The organism is Nocardia heshunensis (assembly GCF_054782115.1).
This window is the reverse complement of record NZ_BAAGTC010000004.1, coordinates 916,701-933,412: the sequence shown is the minus strand read 5'-3', so window position 1 is coordinate 933,412 and position 16,712 is coordinate 916,701. Positions and strand designations below refer to the sequence as shown.

Genomic DNA, 16,712 nt, shown 5'->3' with positions numbered 1-16,712 from the left:
CCATCTGAGACCTTCGGCGTGTTTACTGCTGCCTATGCAAGGACTCGCTGTGGTGCTGTTTCCGATAGCGCTGATGCTGTTCGCGTTGGTGATGGAACGGGTCGAGAATCGACTTCGCAAACTCCTCGAACCCGACCCCGAAGTCCAGCAGTACCTCGATCGAGCCACGAACGCCGAGGTCAGCGATCTGACCAAGCTGGGGCTCCCGGCAGCGGCGGCCCGTCCGCGGCGCGCCCGGCCCGCGGCCAAGGGATTGGATGTGGCGCAGGCCAGCTGAGCTGGTCGGCGCAATGCTCCAGTGGTCCGGCAGCCGAGGGCTCCGGACCACTTTTTACGATCTTCGTAACACCGGTCTCACGGCGTGTCGTAGATTCGTAGGGAAGCGTGTCGCGAAACCGTCATTGTGTGGCGCGTACTGGGGCTCCGCGTGTCTGAGAATGAGCTCGGCGCGTGGTGTCTATCACTACCCGGCGGTATTGCAAAGTAGACTGCACTGTCGGCCGAGTCTCTTCGGTCCAGGACAGAGCCATTTCCCATAAGGAGCACATTCGTGGACGAGGCCCTCGCCAGAGCAGGCATCTTCCAAGGCGTCGAGCCCACCGCGGTCGCCGCTCTCACCAAACAGCTGCAGCCCGTTGACTTCCCGCGCGGCCACGTCATCTTCAACGAGGGCGAGCCCGGTGATCGGTTGTACATCATCACCTCTGGCAAGGTGAAGATCGGACGCCGTTCGCCCGATGGTCGCGAGAATCTGCTGACGATCATGGGGCCGTCGGACATGTTCGGCGAGCTGTCGATCTTCGACCCGGGCCCGCGGACCTCGACGGCCACCACCGTCACCGAGGTCAGAGCGGTCACCATGGACCGGGACGCCCTCAAGGCGTGGATCGACCAGCGGCCGGAGATCGCCGAGCAGTTGCTGCGGGTCCTCGCCCGCCGCCTGCGCCGCACCAACAACAACCTGGCCGACCTCATCTTCACCGATGTTCCGGGTCGTGTCGCCAAGGCGCTGCTGCAGCTGGCACAGCGCTTCGGCACCCAGGAAGCGGGCGCGCTGCGCGTGACCCACGACCTGACCCAGGAAGAGATCGCCCAGCTGGTCGGCGCCTCCCGCGAGACCGTGAACAAGGCCCTGGCCGACTTCGCGCACCGCGGCTGGCTGCGACTCGAGGGCAAGAGCGTCTTGATCTCGGACTCGGAGCGCCTGGCCCGACGGGCCCGGTAAAGAGCCACAACGGAAGGACCGGGCATCACCACGCGGTGATGCCCGGTCCTTCCGTGTTCTAACCCCGTGCGCGCAAGTACTCGAGCTGGGCTTTCACCGAGCTCTGGGCCGCGGGCCACAGCCGCTTGTCGACATCGGCGTAGACCTCCGCCACGATCCGCAGCGATCCGGCCTTGGGTCCGAGCTTCTCCAGGGCGGCCCGCACCTGGTTCAGCCGCTCTTCGCGGTGCGCGATGTAGTAGCGAATGACCGGTTCGGCATCGGCGTGGTCGGGTCCGTGGGCCGGGAGCAGGTGCCGTCTCGGCGCGACCGCCACGAGTCGATCCAGCGAGTCCAGGTAGGCGGCCAGTGCGCCATCCCAGGACTCCAGCACGGTCGTACCACTACCGAGCACGGTGTCGCCGGTCAGCAGCGCCCGTTCGCCGTCCGGGCCGTCGATCAGGAAGCTCAGCGAATCCTCGGTATGCCCCGGGGTAGCCAGCACCGTGATGCGCAGGCCCGCCGCCTCGATGACCTCACCGTCGGTCAGCACCGTGCCCGAGCCGCGCAGGAATTCGGAGTCCTTGGCCCGCACCGGGGTTCCGGTGGCCTTCACCAGGTGGTCGATGCCGCCGGTGTGGTCGTGATGCTTGTGGGTGATCAGCGTCAGCACGATCTCGCCGCCGGTCTCGCGAACCAGCGCCTCGGTGTGCTTGCGATCCTTCGGACCCGGATCCACCAGCACGTACTCCGTCGCGCCGGGCGCGCGCAGCAGCCAGGTGTTGGTGCCCTGCAACGTCATTCCGTTGGGATTGTCGGCCAGCACGACGGCGGCGGACGGAGTCACTTGCCGCAGTTGCTCATACGCGGGATGCGTGAGGGTCATCTTCTCGTCCTAATACACACAACGCGATGAGTCCAGAGTTGGACCCATCGCGTTTCGATTGTGCGCCAAGCGTTTTCAACGCACTTCGGCGATGAGTTCCACTTCTACCGGGGTGTTCTTGGGCAGTTCCGACGTGCCGACCGCCGAGCGCGCGTGCACGCCCGCCTCGCCGAGCACCTCGCCGAGCAGCTCCGACGCGCCATTGATGACCAGCGGCTGATCATTGAAGCCGGGCGCGGAGGCCACGAATCCGACGACCTTCACGATGCGCACCACATTGTCGAGTCCGACCAGATCGTGCACCACCGCAAGGGCATTGAGCGCGGCCAGCTTGGCCATCTCCGCGCCCTGCTCGATGGTGAGCTCGGCACCGACCTTGCCGGTGAGCGGCAGCTGACCGTTCACGAACGGCAGCTGACCGGAGGTGTAGACGTAGTTACCGCTGCGCACACCCGGCACGTACACCGCGACCGGCGGCGGGGCGGGCGGCAGTTCCAGTCCGAGCTTCTCGAGGTTCTCGGCCCAACCCATCAGCTCTTCCTCCTCTTGAGGTAGGCGACATGCTGTTCACCGGTGGGACCGGGAAGCACCGAGACGAGTTCCCAGCCGTCGGAACCCCACTGGTCCAGAATGGCCTTGGTGGCATGGGTCAGCAGGGGCACCGTCGCGTACTCCCACGCGGTCAGTTCACTCATGGGCTGAGAGTAGCCCCGGCCGCAAGAGACAGTGGTGTATCAGACAGTTCGTCGAGCCTATGGGCGAGAATCCGGAACGAGTTATAGGCTCGCGAGCGTGGGAGTACCGATAGCAGTGCCCGTTTCGGTTGAGCCGGGGGTCGAAGCAGGGTGGCCGGAGCGTGCGGACAAGGCCCGCTTGCACTATGTATCCGGCAAGGGTGGGACCGGTAAGTCGACGGTCGCCGCGGCCTTGGCACTGGCGCTCGCGGCGGGTGGGCGCCGGGTGCTGCTGGTCGAGGTCGAGGGCAGACAGTCCATTGCGCAGCTGTTCGATCTGCCGCCGTTGCCGCCCACCGAGACTCGCATCGCCACCGCGGACGGCGGCGGCGAAGTGCTGGCGCTGGCGCTCGATGTCGAGCACGCCTTCCTGGAATACCTCGACATGTTCTACAACCTGGGTTTCGCCGGTCGCGCCATGAAGCGGGTGGGGGCCATCGAGTTCGTCACCACCATCGCGCCGGGCCTCCGCGATGTCATCCTCACCGGCAAGATCAAGGAATGCGCGGTGCGGGTGGACAAGAAGACCGGCAAGCCCGCCTATGACGAGATCGTCATCGACGCGCCCCCGACCGGCCGCATCGCCAGCTTCCTGGATGTCACCCAAGCCATGGCCGAGATCGCCGGCGGCGGGCCGATCGCGTCGCAGGCCGAGGGCGTTTCCAAGCTGCTGCACTCCCCGCAGACGATGATTCACCTGGTCACACTGCTGGAGGCGCTGCCGGTGCAGGAAACCGCCGACGCCATCGCCGAACTCACGGCCAATGATCTGAATATCGGCACCGTGATCGTGAACCGGGCCGGCGAGGGCTACCTGCCGCGTTCGGTCCGGGAACGCGCCGCGACCGGCGACATCGACGTCGACGCCCTGAAGGCCGGGCTGGCCGAAGCCGGAATCGCCCTGTCCGAAGCCGATTTCCAGGGTCTGGTCGCCGAGGCCGTGGAGCATTCCGCGCGGCTGGCCGCCCAGGACGAGAGCGCCGCGGAACTCTCCGCGGTCGACATCTCGCGGCTGTACCTGCCGTCGCTGACCGACGGCATGGATCTGGGCGGGCTCTACGAGCTGGCCGAAGTCTTGAGCGCGCAGGGGGTTCGCTAGTCATGGTCGTTCCGGCAGGCACTGTGCCCCTGGATGTTTCGAAGATCATCGCCGACCCTGCGGCCCGCATCGTGGTGTGCTGCGGTTCCGGCGGCGTCGGCAAGACCACCACGGCGGCGGCGATCGCGCTGCGCGCGGCCGAGTCCGGTCGCAAGGTCGTGGTGCTGACCATCGACCCGGCCCGGCGGCTGGCCCAGTCGCTGGGCGTGAGCGATCTCGGAAACGTCCCGCAGAGGGTCGAACTCGGGCCGGAGGCCAAGGGCGAACTGTTCGCCATGATGCTGAACATGCGGCGCACCTTCGACGAGATGGTGCTCGAGCACACCAATCCCGAGAAGGCGGAGCAGATCTTCGCCAACCCGATCTATCAGACCGTCGCGTCCTCCTTCGGTGGCACCCAGGAGTACATGGCAATGGAGAAGCTCGGGCAGTTGGCGTCCAAGCGCGAGTGGGACCTGATCGTGGTCGACACCCCGCCCTCGCGCAATGCCCTGGACTTCCTGGATGCGCCGAAGCGGCTGGGAACCTTCCTCAACGGCAAGATGATCCGGGTCATCATGGCCCCGGGCCGCGGGGTCGGGAAGTTGGTCGCGGGGGCCATGAGTCTGGCCCTGCGCGGGGTCTCGACCATTGTCGGCGGGCAGTTGCTCAAAGACGCCAGTGTCTTCTTGCAGTCACTGGAATCCATGTTCGGCGGCTTCCAGGACCGTGCCGACCGCACCTACGCCATGCTGTCGCGGCCGGGCACCCACTTCGTGGTGGTGGCCGCGGCCGAGCCGGATGCGTTGCGCGAGGCCAGCTTCTTCGTCGATCGGCTCTCGACCGACAAGATGCCGCTGGCCGGTCTGGTGCTCAACCGGACGCATCCGGTGCTGAGCTCGCTGTCGGCCGAGCAGGCGCAGGTGGCCGCGGACCGTCTAGCCCCCGAGACACCCGCCAACGGCTCGAATCCGGACGACGCGCCCGAGACTCCCGAGTCGCTCGCGGCCGCGGTGCTGCGCATTCACGCCCAGCGTGCGGCCACCGCCAAGCGGGAACAGCATCTGCTGCACCGATTCACGGGCGCACATCCGAGCGTCCCGATCGTGGCGGTCACGGCATTGCCCTTCGAGGTCGCCGACCTGGAAGCGCTGCGGGCCGTGGGTGACCAACTCGTCGACGCGGCGAACGAAAAATCGGCCTGACACGACTGCCAAGTCCGCCTGACACGCCCGGGGTCTTTCGACCCAAGTGCGACTTTTGCCCGATCTGACCCCGGACACGGATCGAGCCCGCTTCCGCGGGCTCGATCCGTTCTGCCTATAGGGGGGATCTGGGTAAGGGATACTCGGCTACATCGCAATCTTCTGTGACCGCTGGACGCGGAAGAAGTCCGCCCAGCTAGTCACCTCCGGATGCTGTTTCAGCAGCGCACGACGCTGCCGCTCGGTCATGCCGCCCCACACACCGAACTCGACACGGTTGTCCAGGGCGTCCGCCCCGCACTCCATCAGCACCGGGCAGTGCCGGCAGATGGTGGCCGCTTTGCGCTGCGCTGCGCCACGCACGAACAGCTGGTCGGGATCCACTTCCTTGCATCGGGCCTGGGAAACCCAGGCGATTCTCGCTTCGGCCTGCTCCACGTCCAATCGAGCGATCGGGGTAGTCATGTGCATTTGGTGTGCCCCTTTGCAGTCCGAACACCGGGTCAACGGCGCTCCAGAATCGCGAGTGCAGCGCGCAGTTACCCAACCCCACTGCGTTCTGCACCACATTCCACTTTGAGTGTTAGCTCTATCACACTGGGTTCTCAATCTAGGTAAAGGTGTATGGCCAGCGCAAGACCGTCCCGAGATTTTCTGGTACGTCCGTCCACGCATTCGTTGCATGGAACCGGGCAGTCCGTACCTTTCCGGACGAAAGGACACCCGGACGGGCGAACACCGAGTGTCCGAAAGGCCAATTAGGCTAGGGCCCGTGCCGATCACACGAACGCTCTGGAGACTGGCCGGCAGCTGCGTCCTGGCCGCCGTGCTGCTCGCCGGACTGCTGTTCCCTCTGGCCGGTGGCTTCGGGTTCATCTCCAACCGAGCCGCTGACGCCGTCGACAATGTCTCCGCCGAACTCGTCGAGGGAACCGTGCCAGCGGTTTCGACCATGGTGGACGCCAATGGGACACCCTTCGCGTGGCTCTACGAGCAGCGCCGATTCGAGGTCACCAGCGACAAGATCTCGAATGACATGAAGCTGTCCCTGGTCTCGGTCGAGGACAAGCGCTTCGCCGACCATCACGGTGTGGACTGGCAGGGCACGTTCCGCGCGTTCCTGACCAACACCTCCGGCGGCCAGGTCTCGCAGGGTGGCTCGACCATCGACCAGCAGTACGTGAAGAACTATCTGCTGCTGGTGGTCGCCAAGACCGACGCCGAGCGCCGCGCCGCCACCGAGACCACCCCCGCCCGCAAGATCCGTGAGATCCGGATGGCGCTGACGCTGGACAAGCGGCTCACCAAGGACGAGATCCTCACCCGGTATCTGAACCTGGTGCCCTTCGGCAACAGCTCCTACGGCATCCAGGACGCCGCGCAGACCTATTTCGGCGTGGACGCCAAGGACCTCAACGTCCCACAGTCGGCGATGCTGGCCGGCATGGTGCAGTCCAGCTCCAAGCTGAACCCCTACACCAACCCGAGCGGCGTGCTGGAGCGACGGAACACGGTGCTCGACACCCTGATCCAGAACGTGCCCAACCGCGCCGACGAGTACCGCAAGGCCAAGGACGCGCCGCTGGGCGTGCTGCCCGAGGCCAAGAGCCTGCCGCGCGGCTGCATCGCCGCCAACGACCGCGGCTTCTTCTGCGACTACGCGCTGCAGTATCTGAACAACGCGGGCATCAGCCGCGATCAGATCGAGAAGGGCGGCTACCTGATTCGCACCACCCTGGATCCGGCGGTCCAGGACCAGGTGCGCGACTCGCTGGCGGCCAACACCAACCCGAATCTGGACGACATCGCCGAGGTCATGAATATCGTGGCCCCCGGCCAGGATTCGCATCCGCTGCTGGCCATGGGGTCCAGCCGCGTATACGGCCTGGACGCGAACGCGCATCAGACCGTGCAGCCGCAGCCGTATTCGATGGTCGGTGACGGCGCGGGCTCGATCTTCAAGATCTTCACCACGGCCGCGGCCATGGAGAAGGGCCTGGGCATCAACGCCACCCTCGACGTACCCGCGAACTTCCAGGCCAAGGGCATGGGTAACTCGGGCACCCCGGGCTGCCCGCCGGAGACCTACTGCGTGAAGAACGCGGGCAACTACGCGGGCTCGATGTCGGTGACACAGGCGCTGGCGACCTCGCCGAACACGGCCTTCGTCAAGCTGATCCAGGCCGTGGGCGTGTCCCCGACCGTGGACATGGCGGTCCGGCTGGGCATGCGTTCCTACACCCAGCCCGGCACCTCCGGGCACGGCAACCAGAGCCTGGCCGACATGGTCAAGGACCAGAACCTGGGCTCGTTCACGCTGGGCCCGGTCGCGATCAACCCGCTCGAACTGTCGAATGTGGCCGCGACGCTGGCCTCCAGCGGCAAGTGGTGCCCGCCCACCCCGATCAAAGAGGTGGTGGACCGCAACGGCAAGTCGGTGCCGCTGACCCAGCAGGCGTGTGAGCAGGTGGTGGATCCGGGTCTGGCCAATACCCTCGCCAATGCGCTGAGCCAGGACGTGGTGGGCGGTACCGCGGCCGGGTCCGCGCATTCGGTGGGCTGGAACATCCCGACCTCCGCCAAGACCGGAACGACCGAAACCCACCGCTCGTCGGCCTTCTTGGCGTTCACCAACTCCTTCGCCGGGTCGTCCTACATCTACGGTGACTCCCCGACGCCGGGCGAGATCTGCTCCTACCCGTTGCGCAGCTGTGGCAGCGGAAACCTGTACGGCGGTAATGAACCGGCGCGGACCTATCTGGGCGCGATGAAGAACGTGCTCGATCGATTCCCGCCCGCGGCGCTGCCGCCGACCGATGACAAGTACGTTCGCGGATCGAACAATTCGCAGATTCCGGACGTGATCGGCATGCAGCAGGCGGAGGCCACCTCGACGCTGGTCGCGGCGGGCTTCCAGGTCTCGGTCACCACCCAGCCGGGTGCGGCCAAGGGCACGGTCATGAACGTCTCGCCCAACGGGTCGGCGATTCCGGGCTCGGTGATCACGCTGTACGTCAGCGACGGCAGCCAGATACCGGCGCCCGCGCCGAATGCGCCACCGGTGTCGATACCGGGATTGCCGGGCATCACGATCCCGCAGCTGCCACCGATCCCGATCCCCATCCCGATCCCGCGATAGGCAGAGAAAAGGCCCGGAGTGACGATGTCACTCCGGGCCTTTCGTCTTGAAGAAGTCTCAGAGCCGGGCGCGCACCGCCGCCGAGATCCGCGACCCGTCGGCCCGTCCGGCGGCCAGCGCGGTGGCGACCTTCATGACCTGCCCCATCTGCTTCATGCCCGGCCGCGCCCCGGTCTCCTCGGCGACGTCGGCGATGGCGGTGTCGGCGATGTCGCCCACCTCGGCGTCGGTGAGCTGGGTGGGCAGGTATTCGTCGATGATCTGCTCTTCGGCGCGCTCGTTGGCGGCCAGTTCACCGCGTCCGGCCTGCTCGTAGATGACGGCGGACTCGTTGCGCTTCTTCGCCTCCTTCTGCAGGACGGCGACGATCTCGGGATCGGAGAGCTCACGCGCGGCCGGACCGGCGACCTCGGCGTTCTGAATCGCGGACAGCAGCATGCGCAGGGTGCCCAGGCGCAGCGCGTCCTTGCTCTTCATCGCGGTGGTCATATCCGAGCGCAGCTTGGTTTTGAGTTCCGACATGAGCGACACGGTACGAGGGACTTCTATCGTGGTCCAGCTCATTTGACTCGATGTTTCTCCGCCGGGTCGCCTATTCTGGGCAAATGCCCGTCTTCTCGACCTCCAACCTCAGCCGTGCCGCACTCGGAGCCGCCGGGGTCGCGGTCGCCGGAATCGGATACGCGACGCTCATCGAGCGCAATGCCTTCACGCTGCGGGAAGCGACGTTACCGGTGTTGGAACCGGGCAAACCCTCACTACGCGTGCTGCACATCAGCGACCTGCACATGATGCCGGGTCAGCAGTTGAAGCAGGCGTGGTTGCGCGAGCTGGACCGGCTGGAGCCGGATCTGGTGGTCAACACCGGGGACAACCTGTCGCATCAGAAGGCGGTGCCGTCGGTGGTGCAGTCGCTGGGCGGATTGCTCGCGCGCCCCGGCATTTTCGTCTTCGGCTCGAACGACTACTTCGCGCCGGTGCCGAAGAACCCGCTCAAGTACTTCAAGAAGGACCACAAGCGGGTCTACGGCGATCCGCTGCCCTGGCAGGACATGCGGGCCGCGTTCACCGAGCGGGGCTGGCTGGATCTGACGCACGTGCGCCGCGATCTGGAGGTCGCCGGGGTGAAGATCTCGACGGCGGGCGTGGATGATCCGCACCTGCAGCGGGATCGCTACGAGACGGTCGCGGGTGCGCCGAATCCGTTGGCGGACTTGAGCATCGGACTCACCCATTCGCCGGAGCCGCGGGTGCTGGACCGGTTCGCGGCCGACGGCTACGACCTGGTGATGGCGGGGCACACCCACGGCGGACAGCTGTGCGTGCCCGGTTTCGGTGCGCTGGTGACCAATTGCGGGATCGACCGGGCCCGGGTGAAGGGGGCCTCGCGCTGGGGCGCACACACCCGGTTGCACGTGTCCGCGGGCCTGGGCACCTCGCCGTGGGCGCCGTACCGCTTCTGCTGCCGTCCGGAGGCCACGCTGCTGACCTTGGTCGGCGCGCCGCCGAAGAAGCCCGCCGCCGAGTCGGGGCGCGGCCGCACCGCGTCTTCGGAGGCTGTCGCGCGGTGAGCGCCCGCCGCGATAACCAACGCGGTACGTAGTCGTCAGTCAGGGGGCAACCGTGACCAGTGGAAACGACCGCGGCAGCGAGCCCGGTGGACAGCAACCCGATTGGTGGCAGGGCGGGACAGGTCAGGAACCGGCGTGGCAGCAGCCGTATCAGCCTGCGCCTGCGCCGCAACCGAATCCGGCATGGAATCAGCCCGGCTACCCGCAGCCGACGACACCCATCACGGGTGGTCCGTACGGTGCGCCGTACCCGGGCGGGCAGCCGCAGTACCCGCCCACGCAGTCGTTCGGCGGCCCACCGCCTTACGGCGGTCAGCAGCCGCCCTATCCCCCGCCGCCCGGTGGTCGCCGGGGACGCGGCTGGCTGTTCGTGGGTCTGGGCGCGCTGGTGGTGGCGATCATCGCGGCGGTCGTGGTCGTCGCGCTGGTGAACCGCGGTTCCAATGAGCCGTCGGCGAAGTCGAACACCACGCCGTCGCTGATCAGCGCGCTCACGTCGACCACGGCCAAGCCGACCGGGTCGAACCGGCCCGGCGCCACCAAGACCACCGGCCCGAAGCCGACCTCCACACCGGCCGCGGTGATTCCCGGCTACCAGGTGGTGACGATCCCGGACAACGGTGCGGCCTACGACATTCCGCAGAGCTGGAAGGTGGATCGCAGCGGGGCCAGTTCCTTCGGCACCGGCGCGGACGCCATCCCGGTGGCCGGGCTGGCGCAGGACGGCACCGACTACTGCCCGAACAATGTGCGCACCAACATCTTTCTGACCCAGTCCGGGGAATCGGATCCGGCCAAGGCGGCCGCCGATATCGGTACCCGCCTGGGTCGCATCGGCTGGTCCGGCGCGAGCGGCACGACCTCCGGTGCGCCGGAGTCGTTCCAGTCCTCCGATGGGCAACTGCAGGGCATCTACCTCGAAACCAAGGGCACCACCCAGCCGGCCGCGGGCTGCGCCTCGACATTCTCCGTCTACACCTTCGCCTTCCCCGGCGACAATGGCGCGTTCGTGTTCACGATCGCGGCCGATACCGGGGTGGACCAGGCGGTGGACGCCACCATGGCCAAGAAGATCCTCGCCAGCATCCGCCCGATTCAATAAGGGCGACAGCACAACTCGTCAGACAGGGGGTCCGACGATGAACAGCGGAACCGACGATCGCAATATCGACCCGGAGCAGACCACCTCCAGCGGGGACTGGTGGCAGGGACCGGTGAGCGGACAGCACCCGCGGGAACCTGTCACGCCGCCACCGGCGCCGTATCCACGGCCGAATCCCTCCGTCTCCGGCCCGAATCCGTATGTCTCCGGTCCGAATCCCTATACGAGCGGCCCGAATCCGTATACGGGCGGACCGAATCCCTATACGAGCGGGCCGAATCCGCAGTCGACGGGGCCGAGACCGTTTTTGTCCGGCCCGAATCCGGTTCCTCCGCTACAGAATCCCTATGGCGCGGCCGCGAACATGCTCCCGCCCATGGCTCCGCCACCCCCGCCCGGCCGCAACCGGATCTGGCTGCTCGCGGCCGTGGGTGCGCTCGTGGTCGTCATCGTGACGATCGTCGCGGTCGCCGTGGTGATGAACGATTCGGGCACCGCCGCGGCGCCCAGCAGCTCCGCCAAGCCCTCCTCGACCACCAAACCGGCCACGACTCCGCACCCGACCAGCACGGCCCCGCAGTCCACGCTGACGCCCACGATTCCCGGCTATCAGGTCGACGTGCCCGGAGATCTGAAGGCCGCGTGGGATATTCCCAAGGATTGGGCCATCGATCAGAGCCAGAGCATCTTCGGCACCAGCTCCGACAGCATCCCCGGCGTGGGCTACGCGCAGGACGGTATCGACTACTGCACCGACAACACCCGCACCACCATGTTCCTGAGCACTTCGACCATCGACGACGCGACCGCCGCGGCCACCGATGTCGGCGCGCACGCCGCCCGTATCGGTTACTCGGCCAAGACTTCGCTCACCGCGGGCGCGCCACAACAGCTCAGCACCACCGACGGCAATCTGAAGGGCACGTACCTGGAGACCAGCGGCGCGTTCACCTCGCCCGCGGGCTGCGCCACCGCCTATATGGTCTATACCTTCGCCCTCAGCGTCGGCACCGCGGGCAAGGGTTCACTGGTGTTGGTGATCGTCGCCGACACGGGCGTCGACAAGGCCGTCACCGCCGATTCCGCGCGTAAACTGTTCGCCTCTTTTCGCCTCCTTTAGGCCATCTGACCAGCCGATTTAACGTCTGGACAAACGGTGCGCTAAGCTACTCCAGGTTCGCTTCACGGGGTGTGGCGCAGCTTGGTAGCGCGCTTCGTTCGGGACGAAGAGGTCGCAGGTTCAAATCCTGTCACCCCGACGTGTTGGTTGAGACACAGCAGTAGGCCCTGGCCGGTTTTCCGGTCAGGGCCTTACTCGTATCCGGAGACTTGTCAGTTCTTGGCCATGCGCCGGCGGTAGCCGCGGGCGGTCAGGGGCGAGCCGAGGCCGTGCAGCAGCACGCTGCCGAGCACCGTGATCACCATTGCCGTCAGGGCGAGTTCGGCCTTTTCGTCCCGGAGTTTGTTGAAGGCCAGCAGGCCGAAGACGATCGAGGTGGTGCCGCGGGGGCCGAGCCAGCCGATGAGGAAGCTCTCCACGGTGGTGAGGTGGTAGCCGATGAGCGACACCATGACCGGGACGATGCGGACGATGGTCAGGATGGCTCCACAGAACAGCCACAGCCGCCAATTCGCGCCGCCCCACAGGGTGTAGACGGCGGTGGCGCCGAAGGCGAACCACATGACGACCGTGAGCAGGAAGCCGATGTCGTCGATGAGTTCGAGTTCGCGGTGGTGTTCTTCGGTCTTGCGGACGCGGTGGATGACGAAGCCGCAGATGAAGGCGGCGACGAAGCCGTTGCCGTCGATGGCCACCGACAGGGCGTAGGAGCCGAGCGGGGCGGCGACCATGATGAGCCGTTTGGACTGCAGGCTCATCAGCCGGGCGGCGTCGGCGCGGTTGGTCAGGAAGGCCAGGGCCGCACCGAATCCCGCGCCGACCAGCAGCGCCTTCAGGGCGGCGGGACCGACGGTGCCGAGGGCGCTGAGCGGCGTGTGGTCCTGGGTGAGGTCGCCCGCGAGGATCAGGGCGAACAGGATGATCGGGGAGACGATGCCGTCGTTGTAGCCGCTCTCGACATTCAGGATGTTGCGCACGCGCACCGGAATTCGCTTGTCGCGCAGGATCGCCGCCGCGGGCGCGAAGTCGATGGGCACCACCACGCAGGCGACGACGAGCAGCAGCGCCCACCCGGATCCGGGCAGCAACCACAGGCCCAGCCCGACGGCGGCGGCCAGGCTCAGCGGCAGCGCGATGAGCAGCAGGCGCAGGGCCGCACCGGGATTGCGGCCGAACAGGCCGCCGCGCACCTCGGTGGCGTCCACGAACAGCAGCACCGCGAGCACGAATTCCGCTGCGTGCAAGGCTGCTTCGGTGTCGAGCGTCTCGCCGATGGAGTCGCGCACCGCCAGGCCGACGATGACGCCCGCCGCGACCGTCAGCATGGGTGCCGAGATGCGCCACTGGTCGAACTTGGCGGCGAACAGGCCCCACACGGTCAAGGAGATGGCAACCGCCAGCATGGTGGCAATCATTCAGCCATTTTGACAGACCGAACCGTATGGTCCGGGAACGGAGCGGAGTGGCCGGTGAACGGAGCGGGTCAGCCCGCGACCGGCCGAAGCCGGGTGCCGCCCAGCAGATTCGCGTGGGCGGTGAGGATGTCCCGCAGCGCCGCCTCGGTGGCCGCGTCGACGGGAGTCAGCACGGTCAGGCTGTGGTCCGCGCCGTCCGGGCTGGTGAGGTTGTCGTAGCAGACGGTCAGCTCGCCGGCCGGATGCCGAATGCGCTTGCTGCCGTGGCTGCGGTCCTGGACCGTGTGGTCGTCCCACCAGCCGGTGAATTCCGGGCTGCGCGTGCGCAATTCGGCGATCACCTGTCGCAGCCGGGCGTCGTCGGGATGCCGGGCCAGATTGCGGCGCAGATTGCCGACGGTCTCGCGGGCCACCCGCTCCCAATCGAGCTGGCTGGCGCGGATGTCCGGGTCGAGCAGGGTCAGGTGGGCGACATTGATGCCGGGCTCGAAACCGGGACCGAACAGCGCCGCGGCGGCCGTGTTGCGGGCCAGCACGTCCAGCCGGAAATCGCTCAGGTAGGCCGGGAGCGACGGCATCCCGTCGAGTACGGCGCGCAGCGAGGCGGGCGGTTCGATGGTGCGGCGGGCAGGCGGCTGAGCGCCGCGCCCGATCAGGTGCAGGTGTGATCGCTCGGCATCGGTGAGCCGTAAGGCGTCGGCAAGGGCGTCGAGGATCGCTGCCCCCGGCGTCCCGACCCGGCCCTGCTCGAGCCGGATGTACCAGTCGATGCTGACCGCGGCCAGTTGCGCGACCTCCTGTCGCCGCAGGCCGGGCGTGCGCCGGGTGCCGACGCTGCGGAGTCCGGCATCCTCCGGCGACAGTCGTTCTCGCATCGCCCGCAGGAACGCGCCCAACTCCGTCCCGGATCCCGTACTCTCCACGCAGCCAGCCTAGGGCGTGGGTGGCATGCGGGATACCAGGCTGCGGAGGATCTCCCGTCCGTTCTCGGTCAACGGGATGCTGATCTCAGCATTCGAACCACCGAGGAGGACGGCCATGAACCGCACCGCACGCATCGTTTCCGCGACTTTCGCAGTGGCGGCCCTGGCCGGGCTGACCGCCTGCGGCAGCGACCACGATTCGACACCCACCACGACCTCGTCGTCGGTTCAGGTCCGCCCCGTCGTCCCGGCGACGGCCGCATCGTTCACCGTCACCGCCGACGCCACCGGCGCCTTCCCCGCCGACTTCTACGCCGGGGCCTTCGGCTGCACCGCGGCCAACCACGCCCCGCACCTGTCCTGGTCCGGAGCCCCGGAAGCCGCGAAGAGCTTCGCGGTCACCATGTTCGACCCCGATGCCCCGACCGGTGCGGGCTTCTGGCACTGGATGAACTGGGATATCCCCGCCACCGCAAAGGATTTCACCGCGGGAGCGGCAGGTGTGGCCGGAGCCAATGACGCGGGCGCGCCGGGCTACCTGGGCCCCTGCCCGCCCGCGGGCGACAAGGCCCACACCTACCGGATCTCGGTGCTGGCCCTGGATACTCCCAGCCTGGGCCTGCCCGCGAGCACCACGCCGACGGTGGCGTCCTTCTCGATGGGATCGCACATCATCGGCGTGGCGCACCTGAGCCTGACGGCCCAGCGCTCCTGACAGCTCAGCCCAGGTGCAGGCGGCGCATCAGCCGCAGCGTCACCAGGGTCGACTTGAGCTGCTTCTCGTACGGCATCGACGCGCGGGCGGCCATGATCTGCTTCTTCTGCACCCCGACATTGATGGTGTCGGTGTACTTGAGCAGACCGGCCGCCCCGTGCCGGGTGCCCACGCCCGACTGCTTCACGCCGCCGGACGGGGTGCCCTTGGCGGCGTAGCTGGTGACGAAGCCGTCGTTGATATTGATGGCCCCGGATTCGATGCGCTCGGCGAGTTTCGTTGCGCGGTCGATGTTTCCGGTCCAGATGCTGGCGTTCAGCCCATACGCGGTGTCGTTGGCGAGCTCCACCGCCTCGTCGACGGACCCGTACTTGTAGATGCTCACCACGGGCCCGAAGGTCTCCATGGTGGCGTGGGCCATGTCCTTGGTGACGCCGGTGAGCACGGTCGGCTCGAAGAAGGCCGGGCCGATGTCGGGGCGGGGGTTGCCGCCGGTGACGACGGTGGCGCCCTTGTCCCGGGCCTCGTCGACGTGGGAGGCGACGCGCTTCATGTGGTCGACCGAGACCAGCGAACCCATTTCGGGGTCGAAGTCGTAGCTGGCGCCCATGGTCTTGCCGAGTTCCTCTGCGGCGGCGACGAATCGGCGCAGGTACTCGTCGTAGATGCGCTCGTGCACATAGATGCGCTCGATGTGCATACAGGCCTGGCCGGTGTTGCCGAAGACGGCGAAGATGGCCGAGGGGATGGCCTCGTCGAGGTTCACGTCGTCGAGCACGATCATCGGGTTCTTGCCGCCGAGTTCCAGGCTGCAGCCGATGAGGTTGCGCCCGGCCTGCTCGCCGATGGTGCGGCCGGTGGCCGTCGAGCCGGTGAACATGACGAAGTCGACATTGTCGATGAGGGTCGGGCCGACATCCGGCCCGCCGCCGCACACGACCTGCACCAGTCCGCGCGGCAGGCCCGCCTTCTGCAGCAACTCGATGCCGTAGAGCGTGCACAGCGCGGTCTTGTTGTCCGGCTTCATGATCACGCCGTTGCCCGCGATGAGCGCCGGGGTGGAGTCGGACATGGAGATGGCGAAGGGGAAGTTCCAGGGCGCGATGACCGCGACCACGCCCTTGGGCCGGTGCTCCTCGGTGGAGGAGGTGATCACCGGCATCGGGCCGGAACGCTTCTTGGGCTTGAGGGTCTTCTCGGCCGTCTTGAGGTAGTGCGCGATGACCATGGGCGTATCGCACGCCTCCTCGATGGCCATGCGCCGCGCCTTGCCGCAACCGATCTGGATCAGGTCGGCGAGGGTTTCTATTTCGGAGAGAATCAACTCGTGCGCCCGCTCGAACACCGCGAGGCGATCCTTGACCGGCCGGGCCGCCCATTCCTTCTGCGCCGCGCGCGCCAGCTCGGCGGCCGCGACCACGTCCTCGGGCGAGGACTGCGGCAGGTAGCCGACGACGTCGCCGGTGTAGACCTCGGTCATCTCGAAGGGCTCGCGAGCCTCGCCCGCCTTGCCGGCCGTCACCATGGCGGTCAGCCGGTTGATGAGGGATTCCGTGACGCGGGGCGGAAGCTTCGCCTTGCTCGTTGTGCTCATGGGACTCTCTCCAGTACTTGCCGCCC

The 16,712-nt window shown here is 67.2% G+C and carries 17 protein-coding genes and 1 tRNA gene; 10 read left to right on the top strand and 8 right to left on the bottom strand.

Annotated features, from left to right (window positions below):
• The first annotated feature begins 34 nt into the window (after positions 1-34).
• Together ACYVN4_RS16875 and ACYVN4_RS16870 are read left to right on the top strand one after the other, a co-directional pair.
• Positions 35-277 carry a hypothetical protein gene (locus ACYVN4_RS16875; RefSeq protein ID WP_153802894.1) on the top strand — a complete coding sequence of 81 codons (243 nt, stop codon included), beginning with the start codon at positions 35-37 and terminating at the stop codon, positions 275-277.
• A 273-nt stretch (positions 278-550) separates the two neighbouring features.
• On the top strand, positions 551-1,225 hold the full coding sequence (locus ACYVN4_RS16870) for a Crp/Fnr family transcriptional regulator (RefSeq protein ID WP_213558957.1): 675 nt from the start codon (positions 551-553) through the stop codon (positions 1,223-1,225).
• Positions 1,226-1,283: 58 nt separating this feature from the next.
• Here ACYVN4_RS16870 and ACYVN4_RS16865 read toward each other — a convergent pair whose 3' ends face one another.
• From ACYVN4_RS16865 to ACYVN4_RS16855, 3 genes are all read right to left on the bottom strand, one after another.
• Complete coding sequence (locus ACYVN4_RS16865) at positions 1,284-2,090, bottom strand: MBL fold metallo-hydrolase (protein ID WP_460722044.1); 807 nt, start codon at positions 2,088-2,090, stop codon at positions 1,284-1,286.
• 75 nt (positions 2,091-2,165) lie between these two features.
• Positions 2,166-2,621: a RidA family protein gene (locus ACYVN4_RS16860; RefSeq protein WP_379354779.1), complete on the bottom strand. Its 456-nt coding sequence runs from the start codon at positions 2,619-2,621 to the stop codon at positions 2,166-2,168.
• The gene (locus ACYVN4_RS16855; RefSeq protein ID WP_379354781.1) at positions 2,621-2,785 is read right to left on the bottom strand and encodes a DUF4177 domain-containing protein; all 165 of its coding nucleotides are present in this window, start codon (positions 2,783-2,785) and stop codon (positions 2,621-2,623) included. Before ACYVN4_RS16855 ends, ACYVN4_RS16860 begins: the two co-directional genes overlap by 1 nt.
• Positions 2,786-2,900: 115 nt before the next feature.
• On the opposite strand from ACYVN4_RS16855, the gene ACYVN4_RS16850 reads away from it, so the two are divergent.
• Positions 2,901-3,923, top strand: coding sequence for an ArsA-related P-loop ATPase (locus ACYVN4_RS16850; protein ID WP_460722041.1), 1,023 nt, complete (start codon positions 2,901-2,903; stop codon positions 3,921-3,923).
• Between the two features lie 2 nt (positions 3,924-3,925).
• Positions 3,926-5,107 carry an ArsA family ATPase gene (locus ACYVN4_RS16845; RefSeq protein ID WP_460722039.1) on the top strand — a complete coding sequence of 394 codons (1,182 nt, stop codon included), beginning with the start codon at positions 3,926-3,928 and terminating at the stop codon, positions 5,105-5,107.
• Positions 5,108-5,254: 147 nt separating this feature from the next.
• On the opposite strand, the gene ACYVN4_RS16840 is transcribed toward ACYVN4_RS16845, so the two are convergent.
• Complete coding sequence (locus ACYVN4_RS16840; RefSeq protein ID WP_379354787.1) at positions 5,255-5,578, bottom strand: WhiB family transcriptional regulator; 324 nt, start codon at positions 5,576-5,578, stop codon at positions 5,255-5,257.
• 301 nt (positions 5,579-5,879) lie between these two features.
• Here ACYVN4_RS16840 and ACYVN4_RS16835 point away from each other — a divergent pair, with 301 nt between their 5' ends.
• On the top strand, positions 5,880-8,246 hold the full coding sequence (locus tag ACYVN4_RS16835) for a penicillin-binding protein (RefSeq protein ID WP_460722037.1): 2,367 nt from the start codon (positions 5,880-5,882) through the stop codon (positions 8,244-8,246).
• A 57-nt stretch (positions 8,247-8,303) separates the two neighbouring features.
• Here ACYVN4_RS16835 and ACYVN4_RS16830 read toward each other — a convergent pair whose 3' ends face one another.
• A complete protein-coding gene (locus tag ACYVN4_RS16830) occupies positions 8,304-8,768 on the bottom strand; it encodes a GatB/YqeY domain-containing protein (protein ID WP_460722035.1) in 465 nt (154 codons plus the stop codon).
• 83 nt (positions 8,769-8,851) lie between these two features.
• Here ACYVN4_RS16830 and ACYVN4_RS16825 point away from each other — a divergent pair, with 83 nt between their 5' ends.
• From ACYVN4_RS16825 to ACYVN4_RS16810, 4 genes are all read left to right on the top strand, one after another.
• On the top strand, positions 8,852-9,817 hold the full coding sequence (locus ACYVN4_RS16825; RefSeq protein ID WP_460722033.1) for a metallophosphoesterase: 966 nt from the start codon (positions 8,852-8,854) through the stop codon (positions 9,815-9,817).
• Between the two features lie 52 nt (positions 9,818-9,869).
• Positions 9,870-10,919 (top strand): hypothetical protein, encoded by a 1,050-nt coding sequence (locus ACYVN4_RS16820; RefSeq protein WP_460722031.1) that lies wholly within the window; start codon positions 9,870-9,872, stop codon positions 10,917-10,919.
• Positions 10,920-11,295: 376 nt separating this feature from the next.
• Positions 11,296-12,039 carry a hypothetical protein gene (locus tag ACYVN4_RS16815; protein WP_460722029.1) on the top strand — a complete coding sequence of 248 codons (744 nt, stop codon included), beginning with the start codon at positions 11,296-11,298 and terminating at the stop codon, positions 12,037-12,039.
• Between the two features lie 65 nt (positions 12,040-12,104).
• Positions 12,105-12,178: transfer RNA gene (locus tag ACYVN4_RS16810), tRNA-Pro, on the top strand.
• Positions 12,179-12,251: 73 nt separating this feature from the next.
• On the opposite strand, the gene ACYVN4_RS16805 is transcribed toward ACYVN4_RS16810, so the two are convergent.
• Positions 12,252-13,454 (bottom strand): cation:proton antiporter domain-containing protein, encoded by a 1,203-nt coding sequence (locus tag ACYVN4_RS16805; RefSeq protein ID WP_460722026.1) that lies wholly within the window; start codon positions 13,452-13,454, stop codon positions 12,252-12,254.
• 68 nt (positions 13,455-13,522) lie between these two features.
• Positions 13,523-14,377 (bottom strand): helix-turn-helix transcriptional regulator, encoded by an 855-nt coding sequence (locus tag ACYVN4_RS16800; RefSeq protein WP_460722024.1) that lies wholly within the window; start codon positions 14,375-14,377, stop codon positions 13,523-13,525.
• A 115-nt stretch (positions 14,378-14,492) separates the two neighbouring features.
• Between ACYVN4_RS16800 and ACYVN4_RS16795 the strand changes: the two genes are divergently transcribed.
• On the top strand, positions 14,493-15,092 hold the full coding sequence (locus ACYVN4_RS16795) for a YbhB/YbcL family Raf kinase inhibitor-like protein (RefSeq protein WP_460722022.1): 600 nt from the start codon (positions 14,493-14,495) through the stop codon (positions 15,090-15,092).
• A 4-nt stretch (positions 15,093-15,096) separates the two neighbouring features.
• Here the strand turns inward: ACYVN4_RS16795 and ACYVN4_RS16790 are convergent, their stop codons facing one another.
• Complete coding sequence (locus ACYVN4_RS16790) at positions 15,097-16,686, bottom strand: succinic semialdehyde dehydrogenase (protein ID WP_460722020.1); 1,590 nt, start codon at positions 16,684-16,686, stop codon at positions 15,097-15,099.
• Positions 16,687-16,712: the final 26 nt, after the last annotated feature.

Bases quoted from the DNA above. Each gene is read 5' to 3' on its own strand.
- ACYVN4_RS16875 (WP_153802894.1), top strand. From the start codon at position 35: ATGCAAGGACTCGCTGTGGTGCTGTTTCCGATAGCGCTGATGCTGTTC.
- ACYVN4_RS16865 (WP_460722044.1), bottom strand. From the start codon at position 2,090: ATGACCCTCACGCATCCCGCGTATGAGCAACTGCGGCAAGTGACTCCG.
- ACYVN4_RS16860 (WP_379354779.1), bottom strand. From the start codon at position 2,621: ATGGGTTGGGCCGAGAACCTCGAGAAGCTCGGACTGGAACTGCCGCCC.
- ACYVN4_RS16855 (WP_379354781.1), bottom strand. From the start codon at position 2,785: ATGAGTGAACTGACCGCGTGGGAGTACGCGACGGTGCCCCTGCTGACC.
- ACYVN4_RS16845 (WP_460722039.1), top strand. From the start codon at position 3,926: ATGGTCGTTCCGGCAGGCACTGTGCCCCTGGATGTTTCGAAGATCATC.
- ACYVN4_RS16840 (WP_379354787.1), bottom strand. From the start codon at position 5,578: ATGCACATGACTACCCCGATCGCTCGATTGGACGTGGAGCAGGCCGAA.
- ACYVN4_RS16830 (WP_460722035.1), bottom strand. From the start codon at position 8,768: ATGTCGGAACTCAAAACCAAGCTGCGCTCGGATATGACCACCGCGATG.
- ACYVN4_RS16825 (WP_460722033.1), top strand. From the start codon at position 8,852: ATGCCCGTCTTCTCGACCTCCAACCTCAGCCGTGCCGCACTCGGAGCC.
- ACYVN4_RS16815 (WP_460722029.1), top strand. From the start codon at position 11,296: ATGGCTCCGCCACCCCCGCCCGGCCGCAACCGGATCTGGCTGCTCGCG.
- ACYVN4_RS16805 (WP_460722026.1), bottom strand. From the start codon at position 13,454: ATGATTGCCACCATGCTGGCGGTTGCCATCTCCTTGACCGTGTGGGGC.
- ACYVN4_RS16795 (WP_460722022.1), top strand. From the start codon at position 14,493: ATGAACCGCACCGCACGCATCGTTTCCGCGACTTTCGCAGTGGCGGCC.
- ACYVN4_RS16790 (WP_460722020.1), bottom strand. From the start codon at position 16,686: ATGAGCACAACGAGCAAGGCGAAGCTTCCGCCCCGCGTCACGGAATCC.